This is a genomic window from Maritimimonas sp. 2405UD52-3, assembly GCF_056591715.1.
Map to the genome: position 1 here is coordinate 21,088 of NZ_JBWQOL010000003.1, position 14,166 is coordinate 35,253.

Here is a 14,166-nt window from a genome sequence, read left to right on the forward strand (position 1 = left end):
AAGCCTTTAGACTTACTTTAAATTAGTAATAGTATCTTTTGAAAGCTTCCATGGCAGCATAATCAGCCAAGCCCAAATCGTTATATTTTTTTGCAGTCAATCTGTTTCTGTCTTCCGCACGTACCCAAAATTCTCTTGAGTCATCGCCTTGAAACATAACACCATCTTTTTGTGATTGATGGTAAAAAATAGCATGTCTTTTCTTTAAAACTTGATCTGGACTCATAGGCACGGCCATATCAATTTCATCTATTTCCCATTCATGCCATGCGCCTCGGTAGAGCCATACCCAGCAGTCATCCATAAATTTTTTGGGCTTTAAAATTTCTAAGGCTCCAAATAACGAGTTCAAGCAAACTCTATGAGTGCCATGAGGATCTGCCAGATCTCCTGCAGCATATATTTGATGGGGTTTAACTTCTTCTATAATAGAGCACATTATGTTAATATCCTCGTTAGACAGTTTTTTCTTTTTGACAGTTCCTGTTTCATAAAAAGGTAAGTCAAGAAAATGCACATTTTCATCAGGTAGACCCAAATAACGCGTAGCGGCTAAAGATTCACTCCTTCTAATAAGACCTTTTAGTTTTCTGACTTCCAGAGCATCTACACTGTGATCTTTTTTATTTTTTAGAAACGAGATAATTGTATCTATTTCATTACTAGATTGGTTTACGGTTTTTATGACTTCTGCAAATTTTAAAGCTTCCTCATCTGAAACGGCTATATTACCAGATGTTTGATAGGCTATATGCACTTGGTGCCCTTGTTCAACCAATCTATCAAAAGTACCTCCCATTGATATAACATCATCATCAGGGTGAGGGCTAAAAATAATAACTCGTTTTTTAGATGGTTCAGACCGTTCAGGTCGTTTAGAGTCATCAGCATTCGGCTTACCTCCTGGCCATCCTGTTATGGTGTGTTGAAGTACATTGAACATTTTTATGTTTAGATCATAGGCTGTACCTTCTTCAACAAGTAATCCTGACATTCCATGATCGTTATAATCTTTATCCGTAAGTTTTAAAACAGATTTTTGTAGTCTATCACTCAACCACACGACTGCCCTTCTTTTTAATTCTTCATCCCATAAACATGAGGATACTAACCATGGTGTTTTTACTCTAGTGAGTTCTGAAGAGGCTTCTTTATCAAGAACGAAAGTTGTATTAAGATGCTCTTGAAGGTACGTAGCAGGTACAGATGGTGAAATATCTCCTTCTATAGTTTCTTTAATTACGGATGCTTTATTAATACCCCAAGCAAGGAGAACAATTCTTTTAGCTTTTTTAATTGTACTAATACCCATGGTAATAGCTTTTCTAGGAACATTTTCAATTCCTAGAAATGCAGGTGCAGCGTCTACTCGAGTTATGTGGTCTAAAGTTATACTACGAGTGCTCGAATTTAAATGAGAACCTGGTTCGTTAAAACCGATATGACCAGTTCTACCTATGCCCAATAATTGAAAGTCAAGACCTCCGGCTTCTTTAATTTTGAATTCGTAATCTATACAGTATTGGTATACATCATCACTGGCAATAGTACCGTCTGGAACATGAACATTATCTGGATGAATATCTATATGATCAAAGAGATGTTCATGCATGAAATGGTGATAACTTTGAATATTTTCCTTGGTCATTGGATAATATTCATCTAAGTTGAAGGTGATTACATTTTCAAAGCTCAAACCTTCTTCTTGATGCATTCTTACAAGTTCTTCATAAACTTTTATTGGCGAAGAGCCTGTGGCTAGACCTAAAACGCAGTTTTCATTTTTTGTTCGTTTCTCTCTAATGAGATCTGCTATTTCATGAGCAACATTAATAGAAGCTAATTGAGAGTCATTAAAAATTACGTTGTGAATCTTTTCAAATCTTGTTTCCTCAAACTGCCCAGGAGGAGAGTAGTTTAATTTGGGTTTTTCTAAAGTACTTTGCATTAGAATTTTTTTAGAAAAATAAACGGGAATATACATCCCGTTTATCTATACAATTAACTAAAAACATATAAACATTAATGAAATTCAACTTTTATGAAATTTAAGTTTAACAGTTCTTATAGAGCAAAATTAATCTAGTAATAGCATGATTTAAAAATTTAATAGGCAAACAACATTAAATGGATAATAAATGACACTCATTAAAAGACAAAGAATATTTGATGAATGTATATTTTGATATATTTACGCATTCCTTTTGTAACCCTATTTTACTCTTTTGATACACACTTTAAAAAAAAATAGTTATCAGATTCCCTTAAAATATCATCTAATATTTTGGTTTGGTTATTTCATATTCAACTTTATAAGATGGGGTAGTTATTTTGATGATTATTGGTACTCATTAAAATCAAATATTGTTGAATTCTCATTGCATTTACCAGTAGTTTATTTCACCATTTATTATTTGGTGCCAAAATTTATCCTAAAAAAAAAATATGCCAAGTTTCTATTTTATTTTCTACTAACTCTAGCATTATTATATGTTTTTAGAACAGGATTAAATTACATTTTAGTAAGTAAAAATATTTGGCCAGAGGCTGAAGGTATTCAAAAAGCTTTTAGCTTTAACCACATTGTGGCTGTTGTTTTAGGAGAAATATATGTAATTGCCCTCGTATCTGCCATAAAATTCACCATTGATTGGATAGCTGAAAGAAGAAGAAATGATCACTTAAAAAAGATGCAATTGTTAACTGAGCTAAACTTCTTAAAATCTCAAATTCAACCGCACTTTTTTTTCAATACATTAAATAATTTATATGCACTGACTATCGAAAAGTCTAAAAAAGCACCCGAGATGATACTTAAACTCTCGGAAATTATGGAGTATGTTTTATACGATGCTAAGGAACGGTCAATTAGCTTACTTAAGGAAATTAATTATACACATAATTATCTGGAGTTGGAAAAACTGAGGTTTGGAGACTCCATTCAATATGATTTAACCATTGATGGTGGCTTAAATGATGTAAGCGTACCTCCTTTATTATTTATATCATTTATTGAGAATTGTTTTAAACATGGCACTAAAGAAAATGATAACATGTCATTGTCAATTAATTTTACCAGAAAGCAAGAAACTTTAGTTTTTACAGTTGTAAATAGTTTAAATGCTAGTTCAAAAGCAATTACAAAACATGGTATTGGAATTGCCAATGTAAAGCGTAGGTTGAAATTACTTTATGAAGATGCCTACGATCTTAACACTAAGATAGAAAAGAATGAATATATTGTGGTGCTAAAAATTCCTATATAATGGAAATAAAATGTGTTATCATTGATGATGAACCTTTAGCAATAAAGGTGGTAAGTGGTTTTTTACAAGAATTTCACAATTTTAAAATAGTAGGTTCCTTTAATAACCCCATTAAGGCTTTGGAAGTCATAGAAGATAATGATATAGATGTTATTTTTCTTGATATTAATATGCCAAAAATAAGTGGACTTGAATTTATTAGAAATCTTAAAATTAAACCAGAGGTTGTTATAACAACGGCTTATAGGGAATATGCAGTAGACGGTTTTGATTTAGATGTATTGGATTATTTGGTAAAACCTATACCGTTCAATAGATTTTTAAAGACCATTAATAAGATCACACAGAAAATACATATGCTTAAAGGGCATAAACGAGAACAATCTGAGGAAGACCCGTACTTATTTTTAAAAGTAGATAAAAAACTAATTAAAGTAAAATTTGATGAGATACTTTACATAGAAAGCCTAAAGGATTATATTAAAATTTTCACGATTGAAGGTAGTTATTTAGTGCATAAATCACTTACTGGAATTACCGAAGAATTACCCTCAGATAAATTTATTCGTGTACACAGGTCATATACCATAGCGCTTGATAAAGTAAAGAGTATAGAAGGTAATTTGATTGAAATAGCATCAAAAAGAATACCCATTGGCAGGAAGTATGTCAATCATGCCAAGCATATTATTCTAGGACTAGACTCCTAATTATAAATTATTCTTAATAGTTGCTGTGTATAGCTTTTTATAATACGTTTAGCATTAAAAGGATGAAACTGGCAGAAATAATTTATTTGATAAATCAAAAAATTACTACATTCATCCGATTTTAAATCATAACGAGATGTCCCAAACTACTAATGCTGCTCCGACAAGTGCAACCAATTACACCATACCAATTATTATTATAGCAGGTCTATTTTTCATTTTTGGCTTTGTCACCTGGATAAATGGGGCGCTGATTCCATTTATGAAAACAATTAATGAGTTGACTGAGGCGCAATCTTATTTGGTAGCATCGGCATCTTATATTTCGTTTGTGGTTATGGCTTTACCTGCTTCTTATATTTTAAATAAGATTGGCTATCAAAAAGGCATGTCACTTGGTTTACTGATTATGGCATTGGGAGCTTTGGTTTTTATTCCAGCTGCTAATGCCAGAACCTACTGGATGTTTCTTACCGGAATCTTTATTCAAGGTTTAGGGATGACTATTTTGCAAACTGCTGCGAATCCATATATCACGATTTTAGGCCCCATTGAAAGTGGTGCGAAAAGAATTGCAATTATGGGTATTGCCAATAAAGTAGCTGGGGCTTTAGGCTCACTTATTTTTGGGGCGATATTACTTTCTGGAATAGACCAAGTAAAAGAAAAATTAGAAGTAGTTGATGCATCTGAGCGTTCACAATTGCTAGATACTATGGCAGATAGTGTAATAACTCCTTATCTTGTGATGGCTGCTGTTTTAGTAATATTAGGAATTTTAATTCGTAAGGCGCCACTGCCACATGTTGAACCTTCACCAATGGATGAAACTAAAGAGGGTAGTACCGTTAAAACCAGTATTTTTCAATTTCCACATTTATGGCTGGGTGTATTGACCTTATTTGTTTATGTGGGAGCAGAAGTAATTGCTGGTGACACCATCATTGCCTACGGAATTTCATTAGGTATTTCTGCAGATGAAGCCAAGTTTTTTACAACATTTACGTTAATGGCTATGGTGGCTACTTATGCATTAGGTGTTTTTTTAATTCCGAAATATATTAGCCAAGGAACTGCGCTGAAAGTAAGTGCAGCTTTAGGAATTGTATTTACTATTTGTATTTTAATGACTACAGAATTTACCTCTGTACTTTTTGTTGCTGCTTTAGGAATTGCCAATGCTTTGGTTTGGCCAGCGGTTTGGCCACTAACTTTAAAAGGCCTGGGTAAATTTACTAAGACGGCTTCTGCATTGTTAATTATGGCAATTGCTGGAGGCGCTATTATTCCTCCTTTATACGGTAGGTTAGTTGATGCTGGAAAGGAGAGTTTGATCCACGAAGGTATTAATGAAGCAAGTGCTTTGGCACAGTCCGCTACTTCAAGTTATTGGATATTGTTACCCTGCTACGCAATCATTTTGTATTATGCCTTGGCAGGTCATAAATTAGGGTTGAAAAAATAGTACACTTTACTTAAAAACAAGAGTTAAAGAGCTCCTTAATGTTTAATTACGCAAACGTTTTCGTATTTTTGCACTTCAACATTTTTTACGCTTAGGTATTTTCAATATTTTTAACCAAAATTTATCAAAATAGTAATAATTCACTCTTTAAACTAGGTTTATATTATTGTTATCTAAGATATTGTGAGAATATTGAAAATAAAAATATTATCCGAGTTGTCAGGTTATTAACAATTGTTTTTGAAAAAAGAAGTAGGTAATGAGTGTTATAATTTCATTGTATTAAAAATGTCGTTCATTGTTTATTTAATGTTGTTTGTATATTAAATTTTATTCAGTTTAACTCAAAAAGTACATTTATCAATTAAGTTAAAAAGTATAGTTTTAAACTATGAATCCCAAAACTAATTCTAACTAATTATATTATGAAAATCAAATTACTTAAACGATTGATGCTATTCAGTATGTTGTTGTCTATGAGCTATGTTGTAGCTCAAACAACTGTTTCTGGTGTAGTATCAGATTCTAGTGGTCCAATGCCAGGAGCAACAGTTGTTGTAAAAGGTACTAGCAATGGAACTACAACCGATTTTGAAGGAAACTATTCATTAGATAATGTACCTTCAGACGGAACCTTAGTGGTGAGTTTTGTAGGCTACAAGACTCAAGAAGTTGCAGTGAATGGTCAATCAACTATTAATGTTACACTTGTTGAAGATGCTAATCAGCTAAGCGAAGTTGTTGTAGTTGGTTATACAACACAAACTAGAGGAGATTTAACGGGTTCGGTTGCATCTGTCGACGTTGAAGAGGCAACAAAAACTCCGGTTGTGAATGCTGCTGAATTACTTCAAGGTAGGGCATCTGGTGTAACCGTTATTAATAGTGGTAATCCTGGAGATGCTCCAAAAATAAATATTCGAGGATTTGGTACAATTAACAATACTGATCCTTTATTTATAATAGATGGTGTTCAAACTAATGATTCAAATATTTTTAATAGTATAAACCCAAATGATATTGCACAATTAAATGTGTTAAAAGATGCTGCTGCGGCTATTTATGGAGCAAGAGCTGCAAATGGAGTTGTAATCGTTACAACTAAAAGTGGTGGCTACAACCAAGAAAGAGCTAAAATTTCAGTTGATTTTTACACTGGTGTTGCTGAAGTATACGATTTTCCGGATATGCTAAATCCTGAACAGCATAGAGATGTAATTTTTCAAAGTTTAGTAAATGATGGTGCTGATATTACCCATCCTCAATATGATCCAAGCGGCTCTGGTACTTTTACGGTGCCTACCACATTAAATGGTTTGTCGAGAAATGGAACAACCACAGTACCTGTTGGAGGTACAAACTGGCTTGAAGAAATTACGCAGAGTGCACAAACACAAAATTTATCACTCTCTCTTGAAAATGGTGGCGAAAATGGTAAATATTTTATGTCGGTTGGATATTTAAATCGAGAAGGTGTTTTGCTCGGTACAGGCTTTAAGCGTGGTGTTACAAGATTAAATTCTGAGTTTAAAATTGCAAAGAAAGTGACCATAGGCCAACATTTAAATGCTTCGTTTGCTAGACAGGCTGGTTTAAGTAATTCAGGCTCTAGAATAGATGGTCTTGGTAATGCAGGAACACAAGTAAATAGAGCCTTAAGATCAAGTCCGATTCTACCTGTTTATGATGATGATGGTGTATTTGCGGGGCCTAATAGTAACTCTACCGGATTGAGTAATACTAATAACCCTGTAGCCGCACTGCTTAGAGGAGAAAATGATTATGTAAAAAGATTCCGTGTTTTTGGTGACCTTTATGCTAACTTAGAATTATATGACGGATTGAATTTTAAAACTACAATAAGTGGTGGTATGGAATCATTTAATAGTATACGTTTTACAGCATTAGATCCTGAGTCGGCAGAGCCTATTTCCGTAAATTTATTGAGAGATGGAGATTTAAATAATTACTCTTGGACCTGGACGAATACTTTAGCATATAATAAGGTATTTGGTGATCACTCTATTAATGCATTAGTTGGTATTGAAGCCCTTGAGGAAAGAATAAAAGGTAAAGGTGTTAGTCGTACGGATTTCTTATTTGAAACACCAGATTTTTATTTGTTGAATAATGGTGGAGGCGCACCACAAGTTGATTTTGCATTGGATAATAATTCTACATTATTTTCAATTTTTGGAACGGTTAATTATTCCTACCAAAGTAAATATTTAGCTACGGTAACACTGCGTAATGATAAAACTTCGCGTTTTAAAGGTGACAACCAGAGTGATACTTTCCCGTCATTTAGTGCTGGATGGGTTATTAGTAAAGAAGATTTCTTTCCTCAGGATGCTATGGTAAATACATTAAAGTTAAGTGCCTCATATGGTGAAATAGGAAATCAATCCTTGGCAGTTGCAAATCCAACGTCAAATATTTCAGTATTTTCTGAAGGCCTTGCAAATTATGCAATAAATGGTAGTTCGTTAACCACCGGAGCATTTTTAAATTCTGTGGGTAATCCAGATTTAAAATGGGAAACTAGTAAATCTACAAATATTGGTCTAGATTTGGGTATGTTTAACAATGCACTTTCAATTGGTATTGAATATTTTAAAATTGAAACAGATGATTTAATCACTGCGGATTTCTCAGCGATACCAACAACAGGACCTGATGCAAACCCTCCTTTGGTAAATGTAGGTTCTGTTGAGAACAAAGGTTTAGACTTTACTATTGCATATAATAATGAAACTAACTCAGGGTTCTCTTATGGAATTAGTGCAAATCTTTCTACATATGATAACGAAATCACTGATTTAATTACCCCTTTTATATCAGGGAACACGGTTTTTAGAGGAGGAGCAGTAACAAGATCGCAAATTGGTCGATCAATATCTGAGTTTTATGGTCGCCAGGTTATTGGAGTTTTTCAAACGGAAGCTGAGGTTGCAGCTGCGCCTGATCAAGGCTTTGCTACACCTGCTGACGGTGTTGGAAGATTGAGATATGCCAATCTTGATGGTGATAACGATATAGATGATGATGATCGTACTTTTATTGGCTCACCCCATCCGGACTTTACGTATGGTGTAAATTTAAATGCTGCTTATAAAGGGTTTGATTTAGCTGCATTTTTTCAAGGGTCTCAAGGTAATGATATCTATAATTATGAAAGAATTTTTACTGATTTCCCAACCTTCTTTAACACAAATCAAAGTACGCGTGTATTAAACGCCTTTGATCCGGTAACGAACCCCAATTCTAATGTGCCAGCACTAAGTTCTAATATTACAAATAATGAAACGGCACCAAATTCTTTCTTTATTGAAGACGGTTCGTATTTAAGGTTAAAGAACTTGCAAATTGGTTATACATTACCGAGCAATATAACAGATAAAATTAGTATGAATTCTGTGAGAGTATATTTACAAGGAACGAATTTATTTACAATTACTGATTATGAAGGATTTGACCCTGAATTGAGAGGGTTTGATGACTCGCTTGTCGCGTCTAATGGAGGAAATTTAACGTTAGGTGTTGATTTTCAGACTATCCCAGTATCACGATTATTTTCATTAGGTGTAAATATTAAATTTTAAAAAAATGAGAAAAAAAGTAGTTTATTTAATTGCATTAATGCTAGTTACAGTGCTAGCGTGTAATGATTCTTTTACCGAAACAGTAGAAGTTGGAGCGCTAAGTGATGAAGCTTTACAAAATGAAACGGGAATAAACCTTTTATTGGTTGGAGCTTACTCAGCTTTAGATGGTGTAAGGCAAAATTCTTCCGGAGCTGTTTGGACTTCTAGTGGAGATAATTGGTGGATGGATGCACTTTCTGATGATGCTCATAAAGGAAGTACAGACGGTGACCAAGCCGACCTCTATTCTTTAGAAACATTCGACTGGGCGACTGGAAATCCATATCTATTAGGTAAATGGACAGGGTTGTTTTCTGGAGTTAATAGAGCAAATAATGTGTTATCAGTAATTGGAAAAGTCACGGAAGGAGATTTTACACAACAAGCTGCTGAAGCGAGGTTTTTAAGAGGACATTATAATTTTGAATTACAAAGAGCATTTGGAAATGTTCCATTTATATCTGTTGAAAATTTTGATAATCAAGAGTTTAACCAATCCAATTCAGGACCAATTTGGGATCAAATTGAAGCTGACTTTCAATTCGCTATTGACAATTTACCTGATGCAAAAGGAGATGTAGGCAAACCTTCATCATTTACAGCAAAAGCTTATCTAGGTAAAGTACACTTATACCAATCTGAATGGAGCCAAGCACTAACCCTATTTGATGATGTAATCACAAATGGTGGTTACGCACTAATTTCGGAATTTGCTGATAATTTTCGCCTAGCAGGAGATAATAGTTCTGAATCGCTTTTTGCTATTCAATATACTGCAGATGATGGTTCATCATTTAATGGGAATCAGGGGGGAACGTTGAATTTTCCAAATGCTTTTGGATTTTGTTGTGGATTTTATCAACCATCACAAGATTTGGTAAATGCTTTTCAAACAGAAGACGGTTTACCGCTATTAGATACTTTTAATCAGAACGATGTAACAAATGATTATGGATTAATTTCTTTTGAAGTTGATGCTGAAGGAAATGTTATTGAAGATGCTGAAGGGAACCCTATACCTACTCCTTTTACACCACATACTGGCCCTCTAGACCCAAGATTAGATTATACCGTAGGAAGAAGAGGTATTGAATACAACGGTTATGGTATTATGGTTGGTAAAGACTGGATTCGCGCCAATTTTTCTGATATTTCTGGTCCATACTTGCCAAAGAAAAATATTTATCAAAAAAGTGAAGATGGTAACGTTGGGACTGGCGCTTGGGGACAACAACATTCCGGGATTAATTACCATGTTATACGTTATGCGGATGTGCTGTTAATGGCTGCTGAAGCTGCTGCTGAACTAAATGAACTAGGTACGGCTTTAGATTATGTAAATCAAGTAAGAGAGCGCGCAAAAAATATGACTTACTTGCAAAACGAAGAAGGCACGGCTGATGCTGCAAATTATGAAGTTGAACCTTATGATGAATTTTCAAGCCAAGAAGAAGCAATAAAAGCTGTTCGTCATGAACGTCGTTTAGAGCTAGGAATGGAAGGGCACCGTTTATTTGATTTAAGAAGATGGGGAAATGGGGTTCAAGTTATGAATGAATATTTTGGAAATGAAGCAAGGGTTATTACGTCATTTTCAGATGACCCTAGACCATATGAGTCAAAGCACGATTTGTTACCGATACCTATCACTGCTATTGATTTAAGTGGAGGTACTTTAGAGCAAAATCCCGGCTTTTAATTTAATAAATCAATTTGAATTAGTTAGCAGAGCATGTAAAAAATGCTCTGCTTTTTTGTACATTACGTTCAATAATTTATCTTAAAAATGAAGAAAGTTTTTATTCTTGCTATATTAGTTTTCCTCTGTTATTCATGCTCCGATTCAAAAAGAGAAAATGGTACTGAAAAAAGATTTAGACAAGTTAATCCTAATGAATCTGGTATTACTTTTAAAAACAATCTAATAGAAAATGATTCATTAAATTATTTCTCATATGCCTATATCTATATGGGTGGCGGTGTTGCGGCTGGTGATATCAATAATGATGGCTTAGATGATCTCTTTTTTACAGGTAACATGGTGCCTAATAAATTGTACTTAAATAAAGGAAATCTAAAGTTTGAAGATATTTCAGATGCGGCTAGTATACCTGGAGACAATAGGTGGTTTACCGGTGTGACAATGGCTGATGTCAATGGAGATGGTTATTTAGATATTTACTGTTCCGTAGGTGGGAAGTTTGGTATTAAAGAAAACCTACTATATATTAACAATGGGGATCTTACATTTACTGAAAAAGCTAAAGAATATGGAATTGCCGATTTAGGAAATAGTGTGCAAGCTACTTTTTTTGATTACGATCTAGATGGAGATCTTGACCTCTATGTTGCCAATTATCCGCCAACAAGTTTTAACGCACCTAATGCCTATTATAAGTTTAAAATGGGAAATGCAAAAGCTATTGAAACTGACAAGCTATATAGAAATGATGGTGACATATTTAAAAATGTTACAAATAAATCGGGACTTAAAACCTTTGGATTAACTTTAAGTGCAACAATTGGAGATGTTAATAAAGATGGCTGGCCTGATATTTATGTGTCTAATGATTTTAGTACACCTGACTATTTATTTATAAATAGTAAAGATGGAACTTTTAAAGAACAGATAAAGAATACTACAAAACAGACATCATTCTATGGAATGGGAGTAGATATAGCTGACTTTAATAACGATCAGTTACTGGATATCCTACAGGTAGATATGATGGCTCAGAATAACCGAAGGGCCAAAGCGAATATGGCTAGTATGAATCCTTTATTGTTTTGGAGTACCGTAAATGCAGGGTTTCATTACCAATACATGCAAAATGTATTGCAGATGAATACTGGAATTGTCAATGATTCTTTACCTGGTTTTAGTAATGTTTCAAGATTAGCAGGGGTTTCTTCAACAGATTGGAGTTGGGGGCCATTGTTTGCTGACTTAGATAATGATGGTTGGAAAGATATTTTTATTTCCAATGGAACCAGAAGAGAGATAAACAACAGAGATTTTTTTCGAAAGATTGAAAAGAAAGGCATTCCTAAAGATAGCTTTCTGGTTAAAACTATGGAGATACCATCTGAGAAAATAGATAATTTCGTGTTTAAAAATAATGCAGATTTGACATTTAGTAAAACCAATGAAGATTGGGGATTGATTTATGAGGGCTTTTCAAATGGATGTGTATATGTTGATCTTGACAATGACGGTGACCTGGAAATTGTAACCAATAATATTGATGATTATGCAACGATTTTTGAAAATACTAGTGCTGATGAAAACAATTATTTGGTACTAAATTTCAAAGGTACTGAAATGAATAAGTTTGGTTTAGGTGTAAAGGTTACTGTTACTACAGATAGTTTAACCCAATTTCAAGAAATGACGTTGACTAGAGGCTTTCAGTCATCAATAGCTCCTAAGCTGCACTTTGGACTCGGGAAGTTTGAAAAGGTTGACAGCATGCATATCCGCTGGCCTGATGGAAAATATCAAACGTTAAAAGATATTGATAAGAATCAGTTTTTAACTGTTAATCATAATGATGCTGTTGAAGGAAAGTCCTCAGAGGAGCCTGAAAATGATTATTTGTTCATGACGCATTCAGACTTGAATAATCAAATAAAGCATGTAGAAAATTATTATGATGATTTCAAGCTAGAAGTATTATTACCGCACCAGACTTCAACATTTGGTCCACATATATCTATTGGAGATTTGAACGGAGATCAATTAGATGACCTAGTTGTTAGCGGTGCAGCTCAGGGTGAAACGGGTATTTATTTTCAAACTTCAGAGGGTTTTGAAAAAAAAGAATTTTTTGATGTAAAGAATGATCTTGATCATGAAGATCTTGGTAGTTTAATTTTTGATGCTGACGGAGATGGTGCTAATGATATTTATGTGGTAAGTGGCGGAAACGAGTTTGAATATGACTCAAAACTACTACAAGATAGATTATATGTTAATGACGGAAAGGGAAATTTTAGTAAAGCTGCGAATGCCTTACCTAAAATGATTACTAGTGGGTCAAGGGTATACGAGTTTGATTTTGATAAAGATGGCGACCTTGATTTATTTATAGGAGGTAGATTAGTTCCGGGTAGTTATCCTTCACCGGCTAATAGTTATATTCTAGAGAATGTAAGTGCTAATGGAAAACCTAAATTTAAAAATATAACAGAGAAAGTAGCGCCTGGATTAAATAATCTTGGAATGGTAACGAGCGCAACTTGGACGGACTATGATAATGATGGTTGGACAGATTTAATTGTTGTGGGCGAATGGATGCCAATCACTGTTTTTAAGAATACAAAAGGTACCTTCAAGAATGTAACGGAAGAGCTTAATTTGGAGAATTCTTCTGGATGGTGGTTCAGTATTAATGAAGGCGATTTTGATAAAGATGGCGATATGGATTATATTGTTGGTAACCTAGGTTTAAATTATAAGTATCAAGCAAACGAAAATGAAACCTTTGATGTTTATTTTAATGATTTTGATAAGAATCAAAAAAGCGATATCGTATTAAGCTATTTTAATGAGGGTGAGAAGTTCCCAGTAAGAGGAAGAGAATGTTCTTCACAACAAATTCCTGCAATAAAGAGAAAATATGAAAATTATGAGTCGTTTGCTAATGCTACTTTAGTAGATATATATACAGAAAAAGACCTTGAAAAGTCCTTGCATTATCAGGTGAAATCTTTTGCTAGCATTTATTTGGAGAATAAAAATGGAAGTTTTGTAGCGCATAAACTCCCAAATCTGGCACAACTTTCAAGCATTAATCAAATTTTGGTTGACGATTTTGATAAAGATTCTAATTTAGACGTTGTTGTGGCTGGAAACTTATATGGATCAGAAGTTGAAACCCCTAGAAATGATGCAAGTATTGGATTATTCTTAAAGGGAGATGGTCAGGGAAGTTTTGTTCCTGTAACTGCAGAAAGGAGTGGTTTGTTTGCTTCTGGTGATGTAAAGGACTTAGCGATGATCTCTCTTCAAGGGCAAAATTTTATAGTGGTTGCTAAGAATAATGATCATGTGAATTTCATAAAGGTGAATAATTAAAAAC

At 34.0% G+C, this 14,166-nt stretch carries 7 protein-coding genes; 6 read left to right on the plus strand and 1 reads right to left on the minus strand.

Annotation, left to right across the window (positions count from 1 at the left end):
• Window positions 1-22: 22 nt before the first annotated feature.
• Window positions 23-1,948, minus strand: a complete 1,926-nt coding sequence (gene nagB, locus AC1EU5_RS07975) for a glucosamine-6-phosphate deaminase (RefSeq protein WP_480191851.1) — start codon at window positions 1,946-1,948, stop codon at window positions 23-25.
• 277 nt (window positions 1,949-2,225) lie between these two features.
• Between nagB and AC1EU5_RS07980 the strand changes: the two genes are divergently transcribed.
• The 6 genes from AC1EU5_RS07980 (at window position 2,226) to AC1EU5_RS08005 (ending at window position 14,162) form a co-directional block, all read left to right on the plus strand.
• On the plus strand, window positions 2,226-3,266 hold the full coding sequence (locus AC1EU5_RS07980; protein ID WP_480191852.1) for a sensor histidine kinase: 1,041 nt from the start codon (window positions 2,226-2,228) through the stop codon (window positions 3,264-3,266).
• Window positions 3,266-3,976, plus strand: coding sequence for a LytR/AlgR family response regulator transcription factor (locus AC1EU5_RS07985; RefSeq protein ID WP_480191853.1), 711 nt, complete (start codon window positions 3,266-3,268; stop codon window positions 3,974-3,976). The genes AC1EU5_RS07980 and AC1EU5_RS07985 overlap by 1 nt, the downstream gene beginning before the upstream one ends.
• Window positions 3,977-4,112: 136 nt before the next feature.
• On the plus strand, window positions 4,113-5,441 hold the full coding sequence (locus tag AC1EU5_RS07990) for a sugar MFS transporter (protein WP_480191854.1): 1,329 nt from the start codon (window positions 4,113-4,115) through the stop codon (window positions 5,439-5,441).
• 425 nt (window positions 5,442-5,866) lie between these two features.
• A complete protein-coding gene (locus tag AC1EU5_RS07995) occupies window positions 5,867-9,043 on the plus strand; it encodes a SusC/RagA family TonB-linked outer membrane protein (RefSeq protein WP_480191855.1) in 3,177 nt (1,058 codons plus the stop codon).
• A gap of 4 nt (window positions 9,044-9,047) precedes the next feature.
• On the plus strand, window positions 9,048-10,784 hold the full coding sequence (locus AC1EU5_RS08000; protein WP_480191856.1) for a RagB/SusD family nutrient uptake outer membrane protein: 1,737 nt from the start codon (window positions 9,048-9,050) through the stop codon (window positions 10,782-10,784).
• 87 nt (window positions 10,785-10,871) lie between these two features.
• Entirely contained in the window at window positions 10,872-14,162 is a 3,291-nt protein-coding gene (locus tag AC1EU5_RS08005; protein WP_480191857.1) for a VCBS repeat-containing protein, read from the plus strand.
• The last annotated feature ends 4 nt before the right edge of the window (window positions 14,163-14,166 follow it).